This window comes from Streptomyces sp. BBFR102 (genome assembly GCF_051397025.1).
Lineage (GTDB): Bacteria > Actinomycetota > Actinomycetes > Streptomycetales > Streptomycetaceae > Streptomyces.
This window is the reverse complement of record NZ_CP195757.1, coordinates 2,940,968-2,965,956: the sequence shown is the minus strand read 5'-3', so window position 1 is coordinate 2,965,956 and position 24,989 is coordinate 2,940,968. Positions and strand designations below refer to the sequence as shown.

Sequence of the window (24,989 nt, the reverse complement as noted above, 5' to 3'; positions counted from 1 at the left end):
GGCCGGGCCCTGTGGCCGTGCGGGCGGTGAGGCTACTTGTCCTTGTCCTTGGCCTTCTCCGCGACCGGCTTGCGGAGCTGGATGTTCAGCTCGCGCAGGCGGGTCTCGTCCAGCTCGGTCGGGGCGCCCATCATCAGGTCCTGGGCGTTGCCGTTGAGCGGGAAGGCGATGGTCTCGCGGATGTTGGGCTCGTCGGCGAGGAGCATCACGATGCGGTCGACGCCCGGGGCGATGCCACCGTGCGGCGGGGCGCCGAGGCGGAAGGCGCGGAGCATGCCCGCGAACTCGCGCTCGACCGTCTCCCGCTCGTAACCGGCGATCTCGAACGCCTTCAGCATGACGTCGGGCTCGTGGTTGCGAATGGCGCCGGAGGACAGCTCGATGCCGTTGCAGACGATGTCGTACTGCCACGCGAGGATGTCGAGCGGGTCCTTCTCCTCCAGGTCCTTCATGCCGCCCTGGGGCATCGAGAAGGGGTTGTGGGAGAACTCGATCTTGCCGGTCTCCTCGTCCTTCTCGTACATCGGGAAGTCGACGATCCAGCAGAAGCGGAAGACGTTCTCCTCGAAGTGGCCGGAGCGCTTGGCGGCCTCGACGCGGACGGCCGACATGATCTTGGAGACCTCGTCGAACTCGCCGGCGCCGAAGAAGACCGCGTGGCCCGGCTTGAGGCCGAGGCGCTCGGTGAGGACCGCGACGTTCTCCTCGGTGAGGAACTTGGCGATCGGGCCGCTGAGGGCGCCGTCGTCACCGACGCGGACCCAGGCGAGGCCCTTGGCGCCCTGCTCGACCGCGTAGTCGCCGAGGCCGTCGAAGAACTTGCGGGACTGCCCGGCGGTGTCCGGCACCGGCAGGGCGCGGACGTGCTTGCCGGCGAACGCCTTGAACCCGGAGTCGGCGAAGACGTCGGTGATGTCGACCAGTTCGAGCTGGGCACGCAGGTCGGGCTTGTCGTTGCCGTACTTCAGCATCGACTCGCGGAACGGGATGCGCGGGAACGGGGAGGTGACCTCGCGGCCACCGCCGAACTCCGTGAACAGGTCCGTCATCAGCTTCTCGATGGGACGGAAGACGTCCTCCTGCTCGACGAAGCTCATCTCGACGTCGAGCTGGTAGAACTCGCCCGGCGAACGGTCGGCGCGGGCGTCCTCGTCGCGGAAGCAGGGGGCGATCTGGAAGTACCGGTCGAAGCCGGAGATCATCAGCAGCTGCTTGAACTGCTGGGGGGCCTGCGGCAGCGCGTAGAACTTGCCCGGGTTCAGGCGGGAGGGGACGACGAAGTCGCGGGCGCCCTCGGGGGAGGTCGCGGCGAGGATCGGGGTCGCCATCTCGTTGAAGCCCAGCGCCGTCATCTTGTGCCGGATCGCCGAGATCACGGCGGTGCGCAGCATGATGTTGCGGTGCATGCGCTCGCGGCGCAGGTCGAGGAAGCGGTACTCCAGGCGGCGCTCCTCGTTCACCCCGTCCTCGGCGTTGATGGTGAAGGGGAGCGGGCCCGCCTCGCCGAGGACCTCGACCTCGGAGACCTCGATCTCGATCTCGCCGGTGGGCAGCTCCGGGTTGACGTTCTCGGTGCCGCGCGAGACGGCCTTGCCGTCGACGCGGACCACCGTCTCCTTGGACAGCTTGTCCAGGACCTCGGCGGCGGGCGTACCCGGGCGGGCGACGAGCTGCGTGATGCCGTAGTGGTCGCGCAGATCGATGAAGAGGATGCCGCCCAGGTCTCGGCGATTGTGCAGCCAGCCGCTCAGCCGGACGTCGGAACCGACGTCAGAGGCGCGGAGCTCGCCGCAGGTGTGGGACCTGTACCGGTGCATCGTCGTTCATCCAGTCTTCGGAGGTGGGGTTCGGGGTGACTCAGCCCGGTCCCAGGTTACCGCTCGGGGCTGGGCCCTTCGTCGGGATATCGCTGGGGCCTGGGGCCGGGGGTGCGCTCGGTCTGCCGGGCGGCGGGTGGCGACCCCTGGGGCCACGGATCGGCCTCACGCCGGCCAGGCCGTCGTGGGCCTCCGTGCGGTGGTCCGAGCGCGGCGGACCGCCCCCGCCGGTCACCACACGTCGGCCGGGCTGAGTTCGGTCGGGGTGGGAGTCAGGGAGTCTCCGGCTCGCCGGCGGGCTCGGACCCCGCGGCCGTGGCGCCGCCCCCGCCGCCGTACCGCTGGCGCAGCTCCGCGGCGATGCCGAAGGCCGCCGCGGTGGCCGGGACCGCCAGCAGCACCCCGATGATCCCGCCGACCGTCGCCCCCGCCGTGATCGCCACCAGCACCATCGCGGGATGCATCTGCACGGTGCGGCTCTGGATCACCGGCTGGAGCACGTTGGCCTCCGTCATGTGCACCACGAAGATCACCAGTGCCGCCCAGAGGGCGATCGCGACCCCCCGGTCGGCGAGGGCCACCAGCACCGCCAGCACTCCCGACAGGAAAGCCCCGACGTAGGGGACGTACGCACCGATGAAGACCAGCGCCCCCAGCCCGGCCGCGCCCGGCACCCCGAGGATGAGCAGGCCGATCGTGGTGAGGCTGCCGTCGATGAGGGCGATCAGGGTCGTGCCCCGCATGAATCCCTCGACGGCCTGGTAGGCCCGACGTCCGATCGCCTCCGTCAGCTCGCCCACCGGCCCGGGGGCCACCGTGCGCAGCGCCCCCACGAACCGGTCACCGTCCCGGACGAAGAAGAAGACGAGCAGCACCGCCAGCAACACCATGGTGCCCGTCTGCACCACCACACCGAGCCCGCTGATCACCTCGGACGCGGCGTCCCCGCCGAACCGCCCGAACAGCCCCTTCGCCCGCTCGGCCAGATCGTCCAGCGAGTCCCCCCGGGCGCCGAAGAGCCTGGCGACGTCCTTCGCCGCCCGCTTCGCCGAGGCGACGATCTGGTCACCCGAATTGATCAGCGCCCTCACCACGATGTACAGCGCCCCGCCGACCACCACCAGCACCGCGGCACAGGCGAGCCCCGCCGCCAGCGACCGCTGCACCTTCATCGCCCGCAGCCGCCGGTTCAGCGGGGTCAGCAGCGCCGTCCCCAGCAGCGCCAGCAGCACCGGGATGACCGCCGCCCGGAACAGCACGCACAGCCACACCGCCACCCATGCCACCCCGGTCACCAGCAGCAGCACCACACACCACCCGGCAACCCGCACCGCTCCCTCGGGCAGCACCCCGTACTCGCCACCGCTGCGCTCGCTCATCCCCCGACCCCACCACAGCACGGACGCCCCGTCCCCCGGAGCGTGGCCGCTCGGGTGACGAGACGTCAGGGCCGATCGTGCTACATGCCGTGCACCGCGGGGACCGTGCCGAGGCGGCCGGCCTGGAAGTCCTCGAACGCCTGCTGGAGTTCGGCGCGGGTGTTCATGACGAACGGGCCGTAGTGCGCCATCGGCTCGCGCAGGGGCCTGCCGCCGAGGAGGACGACCTCCAGATCGGGGGTGTGGGCGTCCTGGCTCTCGTCGGCCCGCACGGTCAGCGCCGAACCAGCGCCGAAGACGGCGGTCTGGCCGGTGCGGACCGGGCGGCGGTCGGTGCCGACGGTGCCGCGACCGGCGAGGACGTACGCCAGGCCGTTGTACTCCTCGCGCCACGGCAGGGTCACCTCGGCGCCGGGGCGGACGGAGGCGTGGATCATGGTGATCGGGGTGTGGGTGATGCCCGGGCCCTCGTGGCCGTCGAAGTCACCCGCGATGACCCGCAGCAGCGCGCCGCCGTCACCGGTGGTCAGCAGCTTGACCTGGCCGCCGCGGATGTCCTGGTAGCGCGGGTCCTTCATCTTGTCCTTGGCGGGCAGGTTGACCCAGAGCTGGAGCCCGTGGAAGAGCCCGCCCGACATGACCAGCGACTCCGGCGGCGTCTCGATGTGCAGCAGCCCCGACCCGGCGGTCATCCACTGGGTGTCGCCGTTGGTGATGGTGCCGCCACCGCCGTTGGAATCCTGGTGGACGAAGGTCCCGTCGATGATGTACGTGACCGTCTCGAAGCCCCGGTGCGGGTGCCAGGGGGTCCCCTTCGGCTCACCGGCGGCGTACTCCACCTCACCCATCTGGTCCATCATGATGAACGGGTCCAGGTGCTTGTAGTTGATCCCGGCGAACGCGCGGCGCACCGGAAATCCCTCCCCCTCGTAGCCGCTCGGCGCGGTCGTCACCGCCAGCACCGGCCGCTGCACGGCATCGGCGTCGGCGACCACTCGGGGCAGGGTCAGCGGGTTCTCAACGGTCACTGCGGGCATCTCGGACCTCCTAGGCCAACCTCAGAGTAGTTGAAGAATGAACTACCTGCCACTCACAACCCCACCCACCCCGAAACCATTCCCGCCGCCGAGAGGCGAAGAGGGCAGCGAAGGACCGGCCTCCGGGGCGCCCAGGCTCCGGAGCGACCAGGCTCCGGAGCCACCGGACACGAAAGCGGGCCGGACACCGTCGATCAGTGCCCAGCCCGAAAAAATCAGCCCGTCCGGCGCTTGAGGACACTCAAGCCCGTCCGGCGTGTGAGGACGAGCGCGGCCGCAGGCCGGCGACACCCCGGCGGGCCACGCCGAAGGGTCCCCCACACCGGGGAAGCCGCGTTTGAGCCCAGCCCCCGCAGGGGCAAGCCAGAAGCAGACCCGGGGCTACCCGTACATCCGCCGCATGGCGAAGTCCACCATCTCCTCGACGGCCTTGGCGTCGAACACCATGCGGTGCTCCCCCTCCATGTCGAGGACGAACCCGTACCCCGTCGGGAGCAGGTCGATCACCTCGGCCCCGGTGATCACGAAGTACTTGGAATCCTTCCCCGCGTACCTGCGAAGTTCCTTCAGGGAGGTGAACATGGGGATGACCGGCTGCTGGGTGTTGTGCAGCGCGAGGAACCCCGGGTTGTCCCCCCGGGGGCAGTACACCTTCGCCGTGGCGAAGACCTGCTGGAAGTCCTCGCCGCCCATCGCCCCGGTGGTGAAGGCGCGCACGGCCTCGGCCAGGGAGGGCGGCGACGGCTCCGGGTAGAGCGGCTGCTGCGGCTGCCCGTACCCGCCGATCCCGCCGGCCTGCTGCGGGTCGCCGTAGCCCCCCGCCTGGGGCGGGGCGTAGTGCTGCTGGGCGCCCGCGTTCTGGTCGTAGCCGTACATGTTCAGAAGGGTAACGAGTATCGAGTCACAGATGGGCGGTTAGGGGTTGCTTCTTATTACTGACGGGTAGCATCATCGGTAGTTACCACCCGGTATTGCATCGAGGATCTTGCCTCCCGAGACACACGGAGCCTTGCGCCATGGGCCACTACAAGTCGAACCTCCGCGACATCGAGTTCAACCTCTTCGAGGTGCTCGGCCGCGACAAGCAGTACGGCACGGGCCCGTTCGCGGAGATGGACGTCGACACCGCCAAGAGCATCCTGGAGGAGGTCGCCCGCCTCGCGGAGAACGACCTGGCCGACTCCTTCGCGGACGCGGACCGCAACCCGCCGGTCTTCGACCCCGAGACGAACACCGCCCCGCTGCCCGAGTCCTTCAAGAAGTCCTACAAGGCCTTCATGGAGTCGGAGTACTGGCGCCTGGGCCTGCCCGAGGAGATCGGCGGCACCACCGCGCCCCGCTCCCTCATCTGGGCCCACGCCGAGCTGATCCTCGGTGCCAACCCGGCCATCTGGATGTACTCCTCCGGCCCCGCCTTCGCCGGCATCCTCTTCGATGAGGGCAACGAGGTCCAGAAGAAGGCCGCCGAGATCGCCGTCGAGCGCCAGTGGGGCTCCACGATGGTCCTGACCGAGCCGGACGCCGGTTCGGACGTCGGCGCCGGCCGCACCAAGGCCGTCGAGCAGGCGGACGGCAGCTGGCACATCGAGGGCGTGAAGCGCTTCATCACCTCGGGTGAGCACGACATGTCGGAGAACATCCTCCACTACGTCCTCGCCCGCCCCGAGGGCGCCGGCCCCGGCACCAAGGGCCTCTCGCTCTTCCTCGTCCCGAAGTACGAGTTCGACTGGGAGACCGGCGAGATCGGCGCGCGCAACGGCGCCTACGCCACCAACGTCGAGCACAAGATGGGCCTCAAGGCGTCCAACACGTGCGAGATGACCTTCGGTGACAAGCACCCCGCCAAGGGCTGGCTCATCGGCGACAAGCACGACGGCATCCGCCAGATGTTCCGCATCATCGAGTTCGCCCGCATGATGGTCGGCACGAAGGCCATCGCCACCCTCTCCACCGGCTACCTGAACGCCCTGGAGTACGCCAAGGAGCGCGTGCAGGGTCCCGACCTCGCGCGGTTCATGGACAAGACCGCGCCCAAGGTCACCATCACCCACCACCCCGACGTGCGCCGCTCGCTCATGACGCAGAAGGCGTACGCCGAGGGCATGCGCACCCTGGTGCTCTACACCGCCGCCGTGCAGGACACCATCCAGGTCAAGGAGGCGGGCGGCGAGGACGCCACCGCCGACCACGCCCTGAACGACCTGCTCCTGCCCATCGTCAAGGGCTACGGCTCGGAGAAGTCGTACGAGCAGCTCGCCCAGTCGCTCCAGACCTTCGGCGGCTCCGGGTACCTCCAGGAGTACCCGATCGAGCAGTACATCCGCGACGCCAAGATCGACACCCTCTACGAGGGCACCACCGCGATCCAGGGCCAGGACTTCTTCTTCCGGAAGATCGTCCGCAACCAGGGCGCCGCCCTGAACACCCTCGCCGGTGAGATCAAGGGCTTCCTCGCCGAGGCCACCGGGGGCGAGGCCCTCGCCGGTGCCCGCGAGCAGCTCGCCAAGGCCGCCGTGGAGCTGGAGGCCCTGGTCGGCGTCATGCTGACCGACCTCGCCGGCACCGAGAAGGACGTCAAGTCCATCTACAAGGTCGGCCTCAACACCACGCGCCTGCTCCAGGCATCCGGTGACGTCGTCGTCGGCTACCTGCTGCTCAAGTCGGCCGCCGTCGCCGCCGCCGCGCTGGAGACCGCCTCCGCCAAGGACAAGGCGTTCTACGAGGGCAAGATCGCGGCCGCGAAGTTCTTCGCCGCCAACGTCCTGCCCGGCGTCGCCCAGGCCCGCGCCCTCGCCGAGGCCGTCGACCTGGACGTCATGGAGCTGGACGAGGCGTCCTTCTGATCCGCTCCGCCGCCTGACGGTCCGCGCAGGGCCGTAGCAGTACCGGGTACAGGCCCGCTCCCCTCGGGGGGCGGGCCTTCGGCGTCGCCGGCCGCGTACGCGTACCGCTCAGTCGTCGAGGGTGATCCAGAAACGGCACTTGCGGCCGAGCACGGTGTCCCGGACGTCCTCCAGCACCGCTCCGTGGTGCTCGGCGACCCGCGCCGACGCCTCGTTGTCCTCGTCGCAGGTGATCAGGACGTGGCCGATGCCCCGAGCCCTGGCCTCCTCCAGCATCTCGCCCAGCGCCCAGGTGGCGACCCCCCGGCCGCGTGCCGAGGGGCGCACCGAGTAGCCGATGTGGCCGCCCGCCTCGAAGAGGAAACCGTTGAGACGGTGCCGCAGGTCGATCGCACCGAGGAAGGTGCCGTCCTCGACGATCCACCGGTGGGTGGCCGGCACGTACCCGCCGACCGGGTCCGTCTCCTGCTCCCGCAGGGTCTCGGTCCACCGCCGGAACCCGTCCGCCGTCTCCAGCCCCTGATCCGGTACGAGGTGCCGGCCCGCACCGTCCTGGGTGCCGAGCGCCTCCCACTCGGCGTTGGCGGCCAGCCAGGAGGCGTGCAGGGCGGGAGAGGGCTCGATCAGCTGCGGCATGGAAGGACGGTATCCGCCGCCCCCGGCCCCCGCTGATTCCACCGCGCCACCGCCCCCGCCTGCGGCCCTTGACCTGAAGTCCGCTTCAGGTCGCAGGGTGACGTACGGACCGGCCGCCACGGGGGCGGCCGGCACCCGAGGGCCCGCACGGAGGAGAAGACGATGAAGGCAGTGGTCATGCGCGCGTACGGCGGACCCGAGGTGCTGCGGTACGAGGAGGTCCCCGACCCGGTGCCGGGCCCGGGGGAGGTCCGGGTCGCCGTCCGGGCGTCCGGTGTCCACTTCATCGAAGGGCGGTTGCGGGCCGGCGGCGCCGAGGGCCTGCCGCCCGCGCCCGCCCTGCCCGCGATCATGGGCAGCGAGACGGCGGGCACCGTCGACGCGGTCGGCGACGGTGTCGACGACGCCTGGCTCGGGCGGCGTGTGGTCACCCGCTCCCCCAGCCCCGGCGGCTACGCCTCGTCGGTCACCTCACCCGTCTCCGAGCTGCACGAACTGCCCGCGACCATCGGATACGAGGCCGCCGTGACCCTCATCGGCACCGGCTCCATCACCCTCGACTTCCTCGACCAGCTCGACCCCGTCGCCCACGACGTCCTGCTGGTCCTCTCCGCCGCCGGCGGCATCGGCCGCCTCACCGTCCCCTTCGTCCGCCGGCTCGGCGCCACCGTGATCGGCGCGGCCGGCGGCCCCGCCAAGACCGCCGCCGTACGGGAGCTCGGCGCCGGCCTCGCCGTCGACTACGACGAACCGGGGTGGAGCGAGGCCGTCCGCGCCCACTTCGGCACCGGCCGGCCCGTCACCGCCGTCCTCGACGGTGTCGGCGGACGCAGAGCCGCCGAGGCGTACGGGCTGCTGGCCGACGGCGGGCGCCTGGTGACCATCGGCTGCGCCTGCGGCGAGTGGTTCGCCCCGGACCCGGAGGAGGCCGCCGCCCGCTCAGTGACCGTCGTCCCGGCCATCGGGCGCTGGGCCACCCAGGTCACCGACCGGCGCGCCTCGCGCACCCGCGCCCTGGAAGCGGGCGCGGACGGCCGCCTGGAGGCCGCCTACCAGACCTTCGCGCTCAGCGACGCGGCCCACGCCCACGCGGAGATGGCCGCGCGCCGGACCGCGGGGAAGGTCGTCCTGCTCCCCTGAGCACGAACTCCGGGCGGGCCCGGTCCGGGCTCAGCCCCGCCCTCCGTGGGAGCGCCAGCGCGCCATCAGCGCGGGGGACTCCACCGGGGCCGGGCGCGCCGGGCAGACCGAGAAGTGGCTGACCCGGCAGGTGTCCGCCGGGACCGCCCGGCCCAGCGGCACCGCCGTACCGTCCGGGGCGATCCGCCACCGGTGCCGCGCCGGAACCCGGTACGCGGGGAACGGGTCGGGCTCCATCGGTATCCAGGCACCGCCGACCGTGGTGTGCCAGCGGCCGGGCGCGAAGCAGTAGCGGCAGGTCATCGACTTGCCCTCACCCGGCGAGGGAACCGCCGCCGGGCGCTCGGGGAGCGGCTGGGCGCGCTCGGCGCGAACCAGCGTCGCCGTGGTCACCGGCAGCAGATCTCCCAACCGGACCGGATCTCCGTCCGGGGCCGGGGAGGCCGCTCCCGTGCAACTGGAGCAGAGCGGCAGCGCCAGCGGGCCGTGCCACCGCGCGCCGGGCGCCCCGCAGGCCGGGCAGGCGGGTCCGGGCGGCCCCGCCTGGCGCGGGACGCCGGGTGCGGAGCCCGAGGGGGAACGCTCCGGCCCCGGACGGTGCCGGGCGGCGGGCCGCCACCGCCGGGAGTCCTCGGGAAGAGCCCGGACACCGGGCTCACGGACGGTGTACGCGGAACGGTAGGTCGGCGAGGTCACCTGGTCCCCCCTCGGTCGGCGGTCACCGCCGGTCCGCCTCCGGTGGCGGACCGACAGCGCGCGGGCCCGGGCCGGACCCCCGACCCGCCCGGTCCCACGCGCCTGCCGCGATGGTGGCACGGGGCACTGACAGCACCGGGGTGCGAAGGATGAACAGCGGGGGGCGAGGGCGAAGTCGGCGACTCCTGACACGGTCCGCGAAGACTTTCCGGGGCCGGGCACCCACGCGCAGCGCACGACTGCGGCTCCGCATCCGGGGCCACCGCACGCCACACCGCGCCTCTCACGTCACCACCTCCTACGTTTCACGTGAAGCATCTGGTTTCACGTGAAACATCGCCCGCTCCTCCCTCTTGCGAGGCTTCACAGCCCACGCGCTGTTTCACGTGAAACATTCCGGGCCGAGCGGCGAAATCCCTTGTCGGCCTTCCACGGCTTCCCCCCGGAATCCCCCGGTCTCCGCCGCCCCTGGCCCACCGGGCAAGGCGCCTGGTTAGGCTGGGCGTATGAGCAGACCCGCCCGCTTCGACCGCGGCCACACCGACGACCTCCTCACCTACCTGGCGGCGAGCCCGTCCCCGTACCACGCGGTGGCCAACGCGGCCGGGCGGCTGGAGGAGGCCGGTTTCCGCCAGGTCGAGGAGACCGACGCCTGGGACGGGACCACCGGCGGCAAGTACGTCCTGCGGGGCGGTGCGCTCATCGCCTGGTTCGTCCCCGAGGGCGCCGAGCCGCACACCCCCTTCCGCATCGTCGGCGCGCACACCGACTCCCCGAACCTGCGGGTCAAGCCGCTGCCGGACACCGGTGCGGCGGGCTGGCGACAGGTCGCCGTGGAGCTGTACGGCGGCACGCTGCTCAACACCTGGCTCGACCGGGACCTCGGACTCGCCGGGCGGATCACCCTCCGGGACGGCCGCGACGTCCTGGTCAACATCGACCGGCCTCTGCTGCGCGTACCGCAGCTCGCCATCCACCTGGACCGCAGCGCCAACGACGGCCTGAAGCTGGACCGGCAGAAGCACATGCAGCCCATCTGGGGCCTGGGCGACGTCCAGGAGGGCGACCTCATCGCCTTCGTCGCCGAGGAGGCCGGGGTCGACGCCGCCGACGTGGTCGGCTGGGACCTCATGCCGCACCCCGTGGAGGCCCCCGCCTACCTGGGCCGCGATCGCGAACTGGTCGCCGGCCCCCGGATGGACAACCTCCTCTCCGTGCACGCGGGCACCGCCGCGCTCGCGGCTGCCGCCGCCACCGCGGACCTGCCGTACATCCCGGTGCTGGCCGCCTTCGACCACGAGGAGAACGGCTCTCAGTCCGACACCGGCGCCGACGGCCCGCTCCTCGGCTCCGTCCTGGAGCGCTCGGTCCACGCCCGCGGCGGCTCCCCCGAGGACCGCGCCCGCGCTCTCGCCGGGACCATCTGCCTCTCCTCGGACACCGGCCACGCCGTCCACCCGAACTACCCGGAGCGGCACGACCCGACCCACCACCCGCGCGCCAACGGCGGACCGATCCTCAAGGTCAACGTCAACATGCGGTACGCGACGGACGGTTCGGGCCGGGCGGTGTTCGCGGCGGCGTGCGAGAAGGCCGGTGTGCCCTTCCAGAACTTCGTCTCCAACAACGCGATGCCCTGCGGCACCACGATCGGCCCGATCACCGCGGCCCGCCACGGCATCAAGACGGTCGACATCGGCGTCGCCATCCTCTCCATGCACAGCGCCCGCGAGCTGTGCGGAGCCGACGACCCGTACCTACTGGCCAACGCCCTGACGGCCTTCCTGGAGGGCTGACCGCCCCCACGTCGCGAGGCGGTGCCGTCCGAGCCTCGACAGGCCCGGACGGCACCGCCTTGCGCGTGCCCGCCAAACTCCCCGCCGGTCGTGGAAGGCGGTCGCACCCACGACGACCGCCTCATCTGAGAGCGGCGGTCAGGCGCCGGCCCCGTCCTCGTCCATCCCTGCGAGAACGAGCGCCAGCCGGTCCGCGCCGTCCCCCTCGCCCGGCGTCACGATCCGCACGGGCACGCCCCAGTCCTGCTGGTGCACATGGCAGGCCGGGTACTCTCCCCCGGTCTTCGACCGGGAGGTGCCCCCAGCCGGGTCGTCGCAGGAGGCGGCCATCGCCGACACGTGCAGCACGCCCTCGGTGATCTCCGGGTTGAGCGGCAGCTCCCGGAAGAGCTCCGTACCCGCGCCGGCCCCGTCGAGCAGCAGCTCCGGCGGGGTCGCGGAGACCAGCAGCCGGGTCGAGGGCCCGTACCGGGTGTCCAGCTTCTGCCCGGCCGGCGCCTGGAAGACCACGTCGAGGCGGAGCCTGCCCGGCGCGATCTCGGTGGCGGCCCGCCGCGTACGGTGCGCGACCGCCTCGACGCGTACCGCCTCCTCCGGCAGCCGCAGCCGCGTCAGCCGGTGCCGCGCCGACTCGACCACCACGAGGTCGTCGCCGGCCAGCACCGCCCCCGACGGCTCCCGCAGATCCGTCGCGAGCGTGCTCACCTCGCCGGAGGCGGGGTCGTAGCGGCGCAGCGCGTGGTTGTACGTGTCGCTGACCGCGACCGAGCCGTCGGGCAGCACCGTGACCGCCAGCGGGTGCTGGAAGAGGGCCTGGGAGGCCGCGCCGTCCCGGTGCCCGAAGTCGAAGAGGCCGGTGCCGACCGCCGTGCGCACGGTGCCCTCCGGATCGACCCAGCGCAACGCCGAGGTCTCCGAGTCGGCCACCCACAGCCGTTCGTCCCCGTCGGCCGCCAGCCCCGAGGGCTGCGCGAACCACGCCTCGGCCCCGGGCCCGTCGACCAGCCCCTCGTTGGTCGTCCCCGCCGCCACGGTGACGGTCCCCGCCTGCGGGTCGTACGTCCACAACTGGTGCGTCCCCGCCATGGCGATCCACACCTTGCCGCCGAACCAGGCCACGTCCCACGGCGAGGAGAGGTCCACCTCGCGGGCCGGCCCCGAGGTCGGCGAGCCCTGCCACCACTGCCGCCCGGTCCCGGCCGGCGTCGACACCACCCCGCTCGCCAGCTCGACCCGGCGCAGCGCGTGGTTGACGGTGTCCGCGACGATCACCGCGTCGCCCTCCGGGGTCAGGACCAGGCCCTGCGGCTCGTTGAACCGCGCCTCGGCCGGGTCGCCGTCGGCCAGCCCCCGCAGCCCCTCGCCGCCGATCCGCCGGACGACGCTCTCCCCGTCCTCCGCCAGTTCCACCAGCTGGTGCCGCGTCGTGTCGCTGACCAGGAAGTTCCCCGAGGGCAGCAGCACCGCGCGCCCCGGGAACCGCAAGGCCCCGGCCACCGGCTCCGGGGGCACGTACGGCCCGTCGCCGCGCCGCAGCGTCCCCTTCGCCGCGTGCTCGGCCTCCAGCTCCCCCACCAGCTTCTCGATGGCGTGCGCGTGCCCCTCACCGGCGTGCTGCGCGACCACGTACCCCTCGGGGTCGATCACCACCAGCGTCGGCCAGGCCCGCACCGCGTACTGCTTCCAGGTGGCCAGCTCCGGATCGTCCAGCACCGGGTGCTCCACCCCGTACCGCTCGACCGCGTCCACCACCGCCTGATGCTCCGCCTCGTGCACGAACTTCGGCGAGTGCACGCCCACGATCACCACGGTGTCCCGGTGCCGCTCCTCCAGCTCCCGCAGCTCGTCGAGAACGTGCAGGCAGTTCACACAGCAGAACGTCCAGAAATCGGCGATCACGATCTTCCCCCGGAGCTCCCCGAGGCTCAGCTCATCGCCACCCGTATTGAGCCAGCCTCCCTTTCCCACCAGCTCAGGGGCGCGGACACGTGCACGCTTACTCATACGGCAAGGGTGCCATCCGCCCCAGCCGGGGGTCGCACTCCGGCCGTCCGTTCACGGGGGCGACACAGTCGGAGGCCACAGGCGCGCCGCGCTCACCCGTGCCCCTCGGGATGCCGCCGCAGGAAGACGTTGCCGTCGGACACGGTCGTCATGTCCCCGCCGGCCCGGGCCCAACTCCGCACCCGGGCCGGCTCGGTGCAGTAGGGACAGCCCTCGGCGGGCACCGGCTCCGGGTCCATACGTAAGGGGAGTTCCAGCGGGACAGTCGTGTAGCGCGTCGGCTCGGTCATCAGTCACCTCTCGGAGATTCGCTTCCCACGACAGGGTTCGGCAGATGAAGGCGCATCAGCTAGGGGCATTCGTAGGGGCAAGACGTCCCCCCGTACGGGGAAACCCACCGCCCTGGCCGTCTGGCGAGGCAGGATGAAGTCATGGCCATCGCCACCCTCGTCAAAGACCTCCGCACCGCCCGAGGCTGGTCCCAGGGGCGCCTGGCCACGGCCGTCAACGAGGCGTTCGGGACCGGGCTCGACCGGGAGTACGTCAGTCGGTGGGAGCGCGGGAAGGTCGAGCCGGGGCCGTACTACCTGCGGTGTCTGTCGGCCGTGCTCGACGTCCCGCTCGCGGTGCTGGAGGGTGAAGTGAACCGCCGTACGTTCCTGTCGGACGCCGCCGCCACGGCGATAGCCCCCGTGGTCGCCTCGGATCTGCTGAGTGCGGGGTTCGCCGCGCGACTGCGGGGCGGGCCGGAGGTCGAGGAATGGGAGGCGAAGCTCGCCACGTACGGAACCGAGTACATGAGTCTGGGGGCCGCCGACATCCAGCGGCGGATCTCCGGAGAGCTGGTCGCGGTCCAGCAGCAGTTGGAAGAGCCCCGGCTGTGGTCGGTGGCGGCCCGGCTCATGACCTTGTACGCGAAGACGTTCCCGGGGTCGGACGGGGCCAAGGCGGTCGGCTGGTACCGGATGGCGGCCACTGCGGCGGACCGGTCGGGGGACGAGGCGACGCGGGTCTGGGTGCGAGGACGGGCGGCCATCGCGCTGGGGTACGAGGGCGCCTCGCTCGGCGTCGCGGATGTGCTCGCCGACCAGGCCATGGCGATCAGCGAGCGCCCGTCACTGGGGCTGCTCAACGCCGTCATGGGCAAGGCGCACGCAGCCGCGCTGCGAGGGGACGAAGCGACGGCGCGGGCGCTGCTGGAGCGGGGTCGGGCGGTGTTCGACCGGGCCGGCTCGTACGAGCAGACCTCGGACTACGCCGTGCCGTGGTGGCGGATGAACGTCTTCGTGTCGCTCCTGGCGGCCCGGCTCGGCGACGAGGGCGCGGCGGTGGCCGCCCAAGCCGCCTCCGGACGCGAACTCCCCGCTGAGCTGCCGCGCTTCGCGACCCACCTGGAGATGCACCGGGGGCTGATGCTCGCCAGATCGGGGGAGAAGGCCGAGGGCGCCGCCCATGCGCGTGCCGCCCTGGAAACCCTGCCTCAGGAGAAGCACTCGCTGACGCTGCGGCTGCTGAGGGATGAGGTGGAGCGGGGCTGAGCCAGCGGGGCGGCCGACCCCCCGCGCGCCCCCGCGCATTCACGCGCCCCCAGCGGGAACCTGACCCCCATGAGATTCCTGGTACGTGAGCGAATGTTCGCCGTGGGCGACGACTACTGGATCGAGGACGCCGACGGGCGGCGGGTCTACCTCGTCGACGGCAAGGCCATGCGGCTGCGGGACACCTTCGAGTTGAAGGATGCCGACGGGCGGGTGCTCATCGACATCCGGCAGAAGCTGGTGAGTCTGCGGGACACCATGGTGATCGAGCGGGGGGACGAGAAGCTCGCCACCGTGAAGCGCAAGCGGTTGTCGCTGTTGCGCAACCACTTCCGGGTCACCATGTCCGACGGGACCGCACTCGACGTCAGCGGGCGCATCCTCGACCGGGAGTTCGCGGTCGAGTACGACGGGGAGCTGCTGGCGCAGATCTCCCGGCGCTGGCTGACCGTGCGGGACACCTACGGCGTCGACGTCGTCCGGGACGACCTGGACCCGGCGCTGGTCATCGCGGTGGCGGTGTGCGTGATCACGCTGGCCGAGAAGGAGCGGGAGGACTGAGCCGCCGGCCTGGCCCCGCCTCCGTACCCCCCGGCACTACGGGCGCAGTCGCGTCGGCTCGGCCAGGCCCAGCCGGCGGTCCTTCAGGGCCGGGAAGCGCTCGCGGGTCGCGGCGACCGTCGCCGGGTCGAAGTCGACGGTGAGGATCTCCTCGCCGGTGCCCGCCTCGCCCAGGACCTCGCCCCAGGGGTCGACGACGACGGAGCGGCCCGCCTGCTCGGTTCCGGCGTGGGTGCCGGCGGTGCCGCAGGCCAGGACGTACGCCTGGTTCTCGACGGCGCGGGCGCGGGCCAGCAGGCTCCAGTGGGCGGCGCGGCGGGCCGGCCAGCCGGCGGGGATCACCAGGGTCTCGGCGCCGGCGTCGACCAGGGCCCGGAACTGCTCGGGGAAGCGCAGGTCGTAGCAGGTGGCGAGGCCGAGGGTGGTCTCGGGGAGGCCGACGGTGACCAGGCGGTCCCCGGCGCCCATCAGGACGGCCTCGCCCTGGTCGAAGCCGAAGCGGTGGATCTTGCGGTAGGAGGCGGCGAGGGTGCCGTCGGGGGCGAAGACCAGCGAGGTGTTGTACAGGCGGCCCTCGGCGTCGTGCTCGGGGAGGGAACCGCCGTGCAGCCAGACCCCGGCGTCGCGGGCGGCCTCGGAGAGGGCGAGGAAGGTGGGGCCGCGCAACTGCTCGGCGTGCTCGCCGAAGTGGTCGAAGGCGAAGGCGCCGGTGGTCCAGAGTTCGGGGAGGACCACCAGGTCGGAGCCGGATCGCTCGCGGATCAGACCGACCGCGCGGTCCGTGCGGGCGGCCACCGACTCGGCCGGGTCCACGCAGAGCTGGATGAGCGAGGCGCGCACACTACCACCGTCCTGGCATTCGAGCCGTCGACACGGCCTACGATCGTCACACGAAAGCACTGCCGGGGTGCCATGGGGCAGCGTACTGTGCTGTTCCACGAAGGGGCGCGTCGGAGGGGACCGATCACCCGGCATGCCCGCCCCTCGTCCCGAGCAGACGCGCCGCCCACCCGCCGCCCGCCCACCCGACGTCCCAGCCGTCAGCCTCCTTCCGTCCGCTGTCCGTTGCCGACTGCCCTTGTCCGAACGCGACCGGGGACCGGTGGTCCGTACGATGCGCGTACGGAGATGTCCCGTACGACCGTACGGGCCGCTCGCACCGCCGTTCGCCCGTACCCGCCGCAATCCGACCGCCCGCGCACCACTCGCCCGAGGGATCACGTGAGTCTCCATCCCAGCCTTCAGTCCTACGCCGATGCCTGGACCCACTCCGTCGAAGCGGTATTGGAGCTGGTCCAGCCCCTCCCCGAGGCGCGGTGGAACCTCGCCACGCCCTGCCCGGCCTGGTCGGTGCGGGACGTGGTCTCCCATGTCATAGGGCTCGACTGCGAGATGCTCGGCGACCCACGTCCGATCCACACGCTGCCGAGGGACCTGTACCACGTACGGACGGACCTCCAGCGGTACATGGAGATGCAGGTCGACGTCCGGCGCCACCACACGGGGCCGGAGATGACGGCGGAGCTGGAGTACACGATCATCCGGCGCTCGCGCCAGTTGCGGAACGAGACGCGGGAGCCGACGGCGGCGCTGCGCGGCCCGCTGGGCACCGAGCAGACCCTCGAAGCGGCCATGCGCCTGCGCGCCTTCGACGTCTGGCTCCACGAGCAGGACCTGCGGACGGCGCTCGGGCAGCCCGGCAACCTCGACTCCCCGGGCGCGCTGATCACGCGGGACATGCTGCTGGCCGGCCTGGCGAAGATGGTGGCCCGCGAGGCGGGCGCGCCTCCCGGCACGGCCGTCGTGGTCGACGTGCAGGGTCCGGTGGAGTTCCTGCGGACCGTGCGGGTCGACGCCGAAGGGCGCGGCTCGGTGGACGGCTCGCCCTCGCTCGGTCCGGCGGTCACGCTGACCCTGGACTGGGAGACGTACCTCAAGCTGGCGGCCGGCCGGGTGCGGCACCAGGCCGTCGGGGACCGGGTGAAGACCGAGGGCGACCCGGAGCTGGCCCGGGCGATCCTGGACAACTTCGCCGTGACCCCGTAGCGGCGTCGCTCGCGGGCAGCGCGTACGCGCGACGGCCCCGGTTCCCGGTCGGTCCGGGCGCCGGGGCCTTTCGCCGTCGCCGTCAGGCCGGTACGTGCACGGTCTCCACGCGGCTGGCGACCAGGCGTTCGCCCTCGCGGCGCAGGGCGGCGCGGCGCAGGCGGAGGATCTGCGCGGTGCCGAGCGCCTGGAGGACGAAGAGGGCGCAGAAGGCGATGCGGTAGTTGTCGCCGGTGAGGTCGAGCAGGACGCCGATGGCCAGCAGTGAGGTCATGGAGGCGGTGAAGCCGCCCATGTTGACGATGCCGGAGGCGGTGCCCTGCCGCTCGGGCGGGTTGGCCGGCCGGGCGAAGTCGAAGCCGACCATCGAGGCCGGCCCGCAGGCGCCGAGGACCAGGGCGTGCACGAGCAGCAGCCAGGCCGGGGCGGTGCCGGGCCAGCTGAGGACGGCGGCCCAGCAGGCGGCGGTGGCGAAGACGGTGCCCAGCACGATGACGCTGCGCGCGCGGTGGTTACGGGCGATGAGCTGGCCGTAGACGAGGCCGACCACCATGTTGGACAGGACCACGAGGGTGAGGAGTTCACCCGCCTCCGCGCGGGTCATGCCCTGTGCCTCGACGAGGTACGGCAGCCCCCAGAGCAGCAGGTAGACCATGGCGGGGAACTGCGTGGTGAAGTGCGTCCACAGGCCGAGCCGGGTGCCGGGTTCGGCCCAGGAACGGGAGATCTGGCGGCGGACGGCGGCGGCGCCCCGGTGCTCCTCGGGGACGGGCGGCGAGGCGTGGCCCTCCGGGTGGTCCTTGAGGAAGACCAGCATGAAGACGAGGACGACGACGCCGAGCAGGGCACTGCCGCCGAAGGCCGCCTCCCAGCCGATGCCGTGCAGCAGCCGGGCGAGGACCAGGGTGGAGACCAGGTTGCCGGCCATGCCGACCAGCCCGGCGAGCTGGCTGACGAGCGGCCCGCGCCGGGCGGGGAACCAGCGGGAGCCGAGCCGCAGTACGGAGATGAAGGTCATCGCGTCGCCGCAGCCGAGCAGGGCGCGGGAGACCAGCGCCATGCCGTAGTGCGGGAAGAAGGCGAAGCCGAGCTGGCCCAGGGTGAAGAGGATGACGCCCCAGGTCAGGACGCGCTTGGTGCCGACCCGGTCGATCATCAGGCCGACGGGTATCTGCATGCCGGCGTAGACCAGCAACTGGAGGATGGAGAAGGTCGACAGGGCGGAGGCGTTGATCTCGAACCGGTCGGCGGCGTCGAGTCCCGCGACGCCGAGCGAGGTGCGGAAGATGATCGCGACGAAGTAGACGGAGACGCCGGCCGACCAGACGAGGATCGCCCGGCGGCCACCGGGCGGGTCCAGCGGGTGCGGGCCTGGTCCGGGCGAGGAGTCGCCCGGGGAGCCGGGGGCGCCGGACGGGGTGGGGGTCGAGCTGCTCATCGGCCCTCCCCCCGGATCAGCTCGCGGACGCGGCCGACGTGGCTGCGGACGCAGGCGGCGGCGGCCTCGGCGTCGCCGGAGCGGATCGCCTCCAGCAGTTCGGCGTGCTCGGCGAGGTTGGCGGCGATCCGGCCGGGGTGGGCCTCCATGACGGCGACGCCCATCCGCAACTGGCGGTCGCGGAGCTGGCCGTAGAGGCGGGAGAGGATCTGGTTGCCCGCGTTGCGGACGATCTCGACGTGGAAGGACCGGTCCTTGTCGGAGACGGCGGCGAGGTCGCCGGCCTCGGCCAGTTCACGTTGTTCGGCGAGGAGCCGCTCAAGGCGGCTGATGAGGGCGGCGGGGGCGGGGACGGCGCGGCGCGCGGCGTACTCCTCGACCAGCAGCCGGGTCTCGACGACGTCGGAGACCTCCTGGGCCGAGACCGGCAGGACCAGGGCGCCCTTCTTCGGGTAGAGCTTCAGCAGCCCCTCGACCTCCAGCTTCAGCAGCGCCTCACGGACCGGCGTGCGGGAGACCCCGACGGCCTCGGCGAGGCCGCCTTCGGTGAGGAGGGTGCCGCCCGCGTAGCTGCGGTCCAGGACGGCCTGCTTCACGTGCCGGTAGACGCGGTCGGCGGCGGGTGGCTTCTTCTCGGCGGCGGTGGGGGGCGCTGAAGGCATGGACACAGGATAGATACATGACGCGTACACCATCAGCGGGCCGCCCGGGCTTCCCGCGATGCGGACGATGACTTTGGTCACAGGCATGCTCCACTGGGCAGCTCGTCGGCTGCCACTTGGGGGATTCCCCTCAGCGACCCGCCCGCACCAGCCGGCCCCCTGCCTCCCAGGGCCCGGGAGGGACGTGGCTGTACAACCCTTCCGCCGGTTCGGCAGTCTGCTCTGCGCGCCCGGAATCCAGGGAGGTCCCGGGCAAGGAACGCGAATTCGGAGCTTCCCCTGTGACTTTCGGCATTTCGGGCGGTCGCCGCGCCGCCGCCGTCCTCCTCACCACCGGCGCCGTGCTGGTCGCCGGCCCCCTCGTCAGCCCGGCCGCGGCAGCGACGGCCACCGCGACGCCCAAGGTGAGCGCCAAGGGCGCCTTCCTGATGGACACCGCATCCGGGAAGACGGTCTTCAGCAAGAGCGCCGACACCAAGCGGCAGATGGCCAGCACCACCAAGACCATGGCGGTCGCGGTGGTCCTCGGCACCAAGGGCGTCAACCTCGACAAGAAAGTCACGGTGAAGCAGACCTACCGCGACTACGTCACCAAGAACGGCGCCTCCACCGCCGACCTGCGCACCGGCGACAAGCTGACCGTCCGCCAGCTGCTCTACGGCGCCATGCTGCCCTCCGGCTGCGACGCCACCTACGCGCTGGCCGACACCTTCGGCACCGGCTCCACCGTCTCCGCCCGGACCAAGTCGTTCATCTCCAAGATGAACGCCAAGGCGAAGTCGCTGAAGATGACGAACACCAAGTTCGACTCCTTCGACGGCATCTCGAAGGGCGGCAAGAACTACTCGACCCCGCGCGACCTGGCCAAGCTCGCCCGGCACGTGATGAAGAACAGCACCTTCAAGACCGTGGTGAAGGCGGCCTCCACCAAGCAGAAGGCCACCGCGAAGGGCGGCGGGACCCGCACCTACACCTGGTACAACACCAACAAGCTGCTCGGCTCCTACAAGGGCGCCACCGGCGTCAAGACCGGAACCGGGACCGCCGCGGGCCCGTGCCTGATCTTCTCCGCGACGAAGAACGGCAAGTCGCTGGTCGGAGTCATCCTCAACGACAACAACCGCTACGCGGACGCCGGCAAGATGCTCGACTACGGCTTCGGGAAGAAGACCACGAGCGCCCTCCAGGTGAAGCCGCTGCCGCAGGGAGCACAGCAGGACTGAGGCGGCGGGGCGCCTCTTCGACGAGGTGCCGGTTTCACGTGAAACATCCCGACGTTTCACGTGAAACCGAAACAGGGGCGTCCGCGGTGTGCGGACGCCCCTGTCGGTTTCGGTCCCAGACCGCCCCGGCCGGGGCGGGAACCGGCCTCTGCCGGACGAGTGCTACGTCCAGGTCAGCAGGCGCTTGGGGTGCTCCAGGAACGCCGCGACGTCGGCGAGGACCCTGGAACCCAACTCGCCGTCGACGAGGCGGTGATCGAAGGAGAGGGCCAGGGTGGTGACCTGGCGGGGCTTGACCTTGCCCTTGTGGACCCAGGGCTGCCACTTCACCGCGCCGAAGGCGAGGATGGCGGACTCCCCGGGGTTGAGGATGGGCGTACCGGTGTCGACGCCGAAGACGCCGACGTTGGTGATGGTCACCGTGCCGCCCTGCATGTCGGCCGGCGAGGTACGGCCCTCGCGGGCGGTACCGACCAACTCGCCGAGCGCGGCTGCCAGCTCAGGCAGGGTCTTGGCCTGCGCGTCCTTGATGTTCGGGACGATCAGGCCGCGCGGGGTGGCGGCGGCGATGCCCAGGTTCACGTAGTGCTTGCGCACGATCTCCTGGTTGGCCTCGTCCCAGGCTGCGTTGACGTCCGGGTTGCGGCGGATGGCGACCAGCAGGGCGCGGGCCACCATGAGCAGCGGGTTGATCCGGACGCCGGCCAGGTCCTTGTCGGCCTTCATCTTCTCGACCAGCTTCATCGTGCGCGTCACGTCCACCGTGACGAACTCGGTGACGTGCGGCGCGGTGAACGCCGAGCCGACCATCGCCTGCGCCGTGGCCTTCCGTACGCCCTTGACCGGGATACGCGTCTCCCGGGCGTCCGGGGCCGGGGCGACGGCGGGCTGGGCGCCCGGGGCGGCCTGGGGCCGGGCGGCGGCCTGGGCGGGCTCGGCCGGGGCCTGCGGGACGGCCGCCGCGTGGACGTCCTCCCGGGTGACCACGCCGCCCTCGCCGGTCGGCACCACGGTGGCCAGGTCGACCCCGAGGTCCTTGGCCAGCTTGCGCACCGGCGGCTTGGCCAGCGGCCGGTCGGCGCCGGAGACCGGGACGCCGTTGGCCACCGGGGCGGCCGGGGCCGGGGTGGGCGTCTCGGCGGCCGGAGCCCGCACGGCCGGGGCCTCGTTCGCCGAGCGGCGGGCTCGGCGCTTGGTGGAGGACTCCGAGACGCCGTAGCCGACCAGGACCGGCTGGCGGCCCTGCGGCTCGGCGCTCTCCGCCTCGGCGTCGGGAGCCTCGGCCGGGGCTGCCGCCGGACCGGCGGCCGGGGCGCCACCGCCACCGGTGTCCACCGTGATGATCACCTGGCCGACGTCGACCGTGGTGCCCTCGGCGAAGCGCAGCTCGCGCACCGTCCCGTCGAAGGGGATCGGCAGCTCCACCGCCGCCTTGGCCGTCTCCACCTCGCAGACGACCTGGCCGTCGGTGACCGTGTCGCCCGGCTGGACGTACCACTTGAGGATCTCGGCCTCGGTGAGGCCCTCACCCACGTCGGGCATCTTGAACTCGCGTACCGCCTGGGCGGATTCCGTCATCGTCGTCACGACCCTCTCCCTCAGAACGCCAGCGAGCGGTCGACGGCGTCGAGCACCCGGTCGAGGCCCGGCAGGTACTCCTCCTCGATCCGCGCCGGCGGGTACGGCGCGTGGTAGCCGCCGACCCGCAGCACGGGCGCCTCCAGATGGTAGAAGCACCGCTCGGTGATCCGGGCGGCGATCTCCGACCCGGTGCCCAGGAAGACCGGGGCCTCGTGGACCACGACCAGCCTGCGGGTGCGCTCCACCGAGCGCTGGATCGCGTCGAAGTCGATGGGCGAGATCGACCGCAGGTCCAGGACCTCCAGCGACTTGCCCTCCTCGGCCGCGGCGTCGGCCGCCGCCAGGCAGACCTTCACCATCGGGCCGTAGGCGGCCAGCGTCAGGTCGCTGCCCTCGCGGGCCACCTGGGCGCGGTGCAGCGGGGCCGGGATCGCCTCGCGGTCGACCTCGCCCTTGTCCCAGTACCGGCGCTTCGGCTCGAAGAAGATCACCGGGTCGTCGCTCTGGATGGCCTGCTGGAGCATCCAGTAGCCGTCCGCCGCGTTGGCCGGGGAGACCACCTTGAGGCCGGCGACGTGTGCGAACAGCGCCTCCGGGGACTCACTGTGGTGCTCCACGGCGCCGATGCCGCCGCCGTAGGGGATGCGGATGACGATCGGCAGCTTCACCGTGCCCAGCGAGCGGGCGTGCATCTTCGCGAGCTGCGTGACGATCTGGTCGTACGCGGGGAAGACGAAGCCGTCGAACTGGATCTCCACGACCGGCCGGTAGCCGCGCAGGGCCAGGCCGATCGCGGTGCCGACGATGCCGGACTCGGCGAGCGGGGTGTCGATGACCCGGTCCTCGCCGAAGTCCTTCTGGAGGCCGTCGGTGACGCGGAAGACACCGCCGAGCTTGCCGACGTCCTCGCCCATGATGAGGACCTTCGGGTCGCTCTCCAGGGCGGTGCGCAGCGATTCGTTGATGGCGCGGGCGAGCGCGAGCTTCTCGGTGGCCATGATCAGTTCGCCTTCCCGGTCACGTCGGCGTCCTCGAACGACGCCTGGTACGCCGCGAACTCGGCCCGCTCCTCGTCCACGAGGGCGTGCCCGTCCGCGTAGGTGTGCTCGAACATCGCCATCGGGTCGGGGTCGGGCATCGCCCGTACCGCCTCCCGTACGCGACGACCGAGTGCCTCGCTCTCCTCCTCCAGCGCGGTGAAGAACGCCTCGTCGGCGTGGCCCTCGGCCTCCAGGTGGGCGCGCAGGCGCTGGATCGGGTCGCGGGCCTCCCACGACTCCCGCTCGTCGTCGGAGCGGTAGCGGGTCGGGTCGTCGGAGGTGGTGTGCGCGCCCATCCGGTACGTGAACGCCTCGACCAGCGTCGGGCCCTCGCCCCGGCGGGCGCGGGCCAGCGCCGCCTTGGTCACGGCGAGGCAGGCGAGGACGTCGTTGCCGTCGACGCGGACGCCGGGGAAGCCGAAGCCGCTGGCGCGCTGGTAGAGCGGTACGCGGGTCTGCTTCTCGGTGGGCTCGGAGATGGCCCACTGGTTGTTCTGGCAGAAGAAGACGACGGGCGCGTTGTAGACCGCGGAGAAGGTGAACGCCTCGTTGACGTCGCCCTGGGAGGAGGCGCCGTCGCCGAAGTAGGCGATGACGGCGGAGTCGGCGCCGTCCTTGGTGATGCCCATGGCGTACCCGGTGGCGTGCAGCGTCTGGGAGCCGATGACGATCGTGTAGAGCTGGAAGTGGTTGCTGTTCGGGTCCCAGCCGCCGTGGTTGACGCCGCGGAACATGCCGAGCAGGTTGGCCGGGTCGACGCCCCGGCACCAGGCCACGCCGTGCTCCCGGTAGGTCGGGAAGACCCAGTCGTCCTCGCGGGTCGCGCGGCCGGAGCCGATCTGCGCGGCCTCCTGGCCGAGCAGCGAGGCCCACAGACCCAGCTCGCCCTGGCGCTGGAGCGAGGTGGCCTCCGCGTCGAAGCGCCGGGTGAGCACCATGTCGCGGTAGAGACCGCGCAGCTCCTCGGGGGTGATGTCGGCGACGTACGGGTCGTACTCGGCGTCGGCGACGCGCTTGCCCTCGGGCGTCAGCAACTGCACGAGCTGCGGCTCGGCGGGGGCGGCGGGCGTCGCGGGCCCCTTCCGCCGGGCGGCCTTCGCGGCCTTGGCAGGGGTCCGCCCGGCCGCGGCCTTGCCGGACGCCTTCCGGGCGGGGGCCTTGGCGGCGTTCTTGGCGGGCGCCTTCGCCGTCGCCCGCTCGGCGGGCTTCGGGGACTCGGCTGCCCGGGCGGCCCGCCCGGCGTCGCCGCCGGTCTCGGTCCCGCCGCGGCGCGTCCCTCGCGCGGCACTGCTCTCCACGGTCACGTGTGCTCCTCCGTCGGTCCGGCCCCCGGGGTCCACCGGGAGCCTGGTGCCCCCTCGTCGAAGACGGGGGGAGGCTCGCCCCGTACCCGTACGCGCACGGGGTGGGTGCGAGCCCGGGAACAAGGCGTGACAGGTGCCCCGGCGAACGCCTGTGACATGCACGTTACCCAGTGCTGCACAAATCCGCGAAACCCTACCTGACCTGCGATTTTCCTCGGAAGTCCAAGTAAAACCGGAAAGCGGCGCGC

Annotated in this window: 21 protein-coding genes; 7 read left to right on the top strand and 14 right to left on the bottom strand. The window is 72.1% G+C overall.

Going from position 1 to position 24,989, the window contains the following annotated elements; translation table 11 throughout:
• Positions 1–32: 32 nt before the first annotated feature.
• From aspS to ACSLIC_RS13130, 4 genes are all read right to left on the bottom strand, one after another.
• Positions 33–1,817 carry an aspartate--tRNA ligase gene (gene aspS, locus ACSLIC_RS13145; protein ID WP_436737849.1) on the bottom strand — a complete coding sequence of 595 codons (1,785 nt, stop codon included), beginning with the start codon at positions 1,815–1,817 and terminating at the stop codon, positions 33–35.
• A 272-nt stretch (positions 1,818–2,089) separates the two neighbouring features.
• Positions 2,090–3,196, bottom strand: a complete 1,107-nt coding sequence (locus ACSLIC_RS13140) for an AI-2E family transporter (protein ID WP_436737848.1) — start codon at positions 3,194–3,196, stop codon at positions 2,090–2,092.
• Between the two features lie 80 nt (positions 3,197–3,276).
• The gene (locus ACSLIC_RS13135; protein ID WP_436737847.1) at positions 3,277–4,233 is read right to left on the bottom strand and encodes a pirin family protein; all 957 of its coding nucleotides are present in this window, start codon (positions 4,231–4,233) and stop codon (positions 3,277–3,279) included.
• A gap of 381 nt (positions 4,234–4,614) precedes the next feature.
• On the bottom strand, positions 4,615–5,109 hold the full coding sequence (locus ACSLIC_RS13130; protein WP_436737846.1) for an SseB family protein: 495 nt from the start codon (positions 5,107–5,109) through the stop codon (positions 4,615–4,617).
• A 140-nt stretch (positions 5,110–5,249) separates the two neighbouring features.
• Between ACSLIC_RS13130 and ACSLIC_RS13125 the strand changes: the two genes are divergently transcribed.
• On the top strand, positions 5,250–7,076 hold the full coding sequence (locus ACSLIC_RS13125; protein WP_436737845.1) for an acyl-CoA dehydrogenase: 1,827 nt from the start codon (positions 5,250–5,252) through the stop codon (positions 7,074–7,076).
• A 108-nt stretch (positions 7,077–7,184) separates the two neighbouring features.
• On the opposite strand, the gene ACSLIC_RS13120 is transcribed toward ACSLIC_RS13125, so the two are convergent.
• Positions 7,185–7,712 (bottom strand): GNAT family N-acetyltransferase, encoded by a 528-nt coding sequence (locus ACSLIC_RS13120; RefSeq protein WP_436737844.1) that lies wholly within the window; start codon positions 7,710–7,712, stop codon positions 7,185–7,187.
• A 162-nt stretch (positions 7,713–7,874) separates the two neighbouring features.
• Between ACSLIC_RS13120 and ACSLIC_RS13115 the strand changes: the two genes are divergently transcribed.
• The gene (locus ACSLIC_RS13115; protein WP_436737843.1) at positions 7,875–8,852 is read left to right on the top strand and encodes a zinc-binding dehydrogenase; all 978 of its coding nucleotides are present in this window, start codon (positions 7,875–7,877) and stop codon (positions 8,850–8,852) included.
• A 30-nt stretch (positions 8,853–8,882) separates the two neighbouring features.
• Here the strand turns inward: ACSLIC_RS13115 and ACSLIC_RS13110 are convergent, their stop codons facing one another.
• Positions 8,883–9,263 (bottom strand): DUF6083 domain-containing protein, encoded by a 381-nt coding sequence (locus ACSLIC_RS13110; RefSeq protein WP_436737842.1) that lies wholly within the window; start codon positions 9,261–9,263, stop codon positions 8,883–8,885.
• Positions 9,264–10,054: 791 nt separating this feature from the next.
• Between ACSLIC_RS13110 and ACSLIC_RS13105 the strand changes: the two genes are divergently transcribed.
• Positions 10,055–11,344, top strand: a complete 1,290-nt coding sequence (locus tag ACSLIC_RS13105; protein ID WP_436737841.1) for a M18 family aminopeptidase — start codon at positions 10,055–10,057, stop codon at positions 11,342–11,344.
• Positions 11,345–11,482: 138 nt separating this feature from the next.
• Here ACSLIC_RS13105 and ACSLIC_RS13100 read toward each other — a convergent pair whose 3' ends face one another.
• The gene (locus ACSLIC_RS13100; RefSeq protein ID WP_436737840.1) at positions 11,483–13,348 is read right to left on the bottom strand and encodes an NHL domain-containing thioredoxin family protein; all 1,866 of its coding nucleotides are present in this window, start codon (positions 13,346–13,348) and stop codon (positions 11,483–11,485) included.
• A 92-nt stretch (positions 13,349–13,440) separates the two neighbouring features.
• Entirely contained in the window at positions 13,441–13,638 is a 198-nt protein-coding gene (locus ACSLIC_RS13095) for a hypothetical protein (protein WP_436737839.1), read from the bottom strand.
• Between the two features lie 141 nt (positions 13,639–13,779).
• Between ACSLIC_RS13095 and ACSLIC_RS13090 the strand changes: the two genes are divergently transcribed.
• Both ACSLIC_RS13090 and ACSLIC_RS13085 read left to right on the top strand, forming a co-directional pair.
• The gene (locus ACSLIC_RS13090) at positions 13,780–14,886 is read left to right on the top strand and encodes a helix-turn-helix domain-containing protein (RefSeq protein ID WP_436737838.1); all 1,107 of its coding nucleotides are present in this window, start codon (positions 13,780–13,782) and stop codon (positions 14,884–14,886) included.
• A gap of 69 nt (positions 14,887–14,955) precedes the next feature.
• Positions 14,956–15,447 (top strand): LURP-one-related/scramblase family protein, encoded by a 492-nt coding sequence (locus tag ACSLIC_RS13085; protein ID WP_436737837.1) that lies wholly within the window; start codon positions 14,956–14,958, stop codon positions 15,445–15,447.
• Positions 15,448–15,483: 36 nt separating this feature from the next.
• Here the strand turns inward: ACSLIC_RS13085 and ACSLIC_RS13080 are convergent, their stop codons facing one another.
• A complete protein-coding gene (locus tag ACSLIC_RS13080) occupies positions 15,484–16,287 on the bottom strand; it encodes a carbon-nitrogen family hydrolase (protein ID WP_436737836.1) in 804 nt (267 codons plus the stop codon).
• Between the two features lie 381 nt (positions 16,288–16,668).
• Here ACSLIC_RS13080 and ACSLIC_RS13075 point away from each other — a divergent pair, with 381 nt between their 5' ends.
• Entirely contained in the window at positions 16,669–17,493 is an 825-nt protein-coding gene (locus ACSLIC_RS13075) for a maleylpyruvate isomerase family mycothiol-dependent enzyme (RefSeq protein ID WP_436737835.1), read from the top strand.
• Between the two features lie 82 nt (positions 17,494–17,575).
• On the opposite strand, the gene ACSLIC_RS13070 is transcribed toward ACSLIC_RS13075, so the two are convergent.
• Both ACSLIC_RS13070 and ACSLIC_RS13065 read right to left on the bottom strand, forming a co-directional pair.
• On the bottom strand, positions 17,576–18,931 hold the full coding sequence (locus tag ACSLIC_RS13070; RefSeq protein WP_436737834.1) for an MFS transporter: 1,356 nt from the start codon (positions 18,929–18,931) through the stop codon (positions 17,576–17,578).
• Complete coding sequence (locus ACSLIC_RS13065) at positions 18,928–19,593, bottom strand: GntR family transcriptional regulator (protein WP_436737833.1); 666 nt, start codon at positions 19,591–19,593, stop codon at positions 18,928–18,930. Before ACSLIC_RS13065 ends, ACSLIC_RS13070 begins: the two co-directional genes overlap by 4 nt.
• Before the next feature lie 281 nt (positions 19,594–19,874).
• Between ACSLIC_RS13065 and ACSLIC_RS13060 the strand changes: the two genes are divergently transcribed.
• Entirely contained in the window at positions 19,875–20,816 is a 942-nt protein-coding gene (locus ACSLIC_RS13060) for a D-alanyl-D-alanine carboxypeptidase family protein (protein WP_436737832.1), read from the top strand.
• Positions 20,817–20,978: 162 nt separating this feature from the next.
• On the opposite strand, the gene ACSLIC_RS13055 is transcribed toward ACSLIC_RS13060, so the two are convergent.
• Genes ACSLIC_RS13055 through pdhA form a run of 3 tightly spaced genes read right to left on the bottom strand, consistent with a single transcriptional unit; the run spans position 20,979 to position 24,741 of the window.
• Positions 20,979–22,394, bottom strand: a complete 1,416-nt coding sequence (locus ACSLIC_RS13055; RefSeq protein WP_436740365.1) for a dihydrolipoamide acetyltransferase family protein — start codon at positions 22,392–22,394, stop codon at positions 20,979–20,981.
• A 20-nt stretch (positions 22,395–22,414) separates the two neighbouring features.
• Entirely contained in the window at positions 22,415–23,395 is a 981-nt protein-coding gene (locus ACSLIC_RS13050) for an alpha-ketoacid dehydrogenase subunit beta (RefSeq protein ID WP_436737831.1), read from the bottom strand.
• Positions 23,396–23,397: 2 nt separating this feature from the next.
• Entirely contained in the window at positions 23,398–24,741 is a 1,344-nt protein-coding gene (gene pdhA, locus ACSLIC_RS13045; RefSeq protein WP_436737830.1) for a pyruvate dehydrogenase (acetyl-transferring) E1 component subunit alpha, read from the bottom strand.
• Positions 24,742–24,989: the final 248 nt, after the last annotated feature.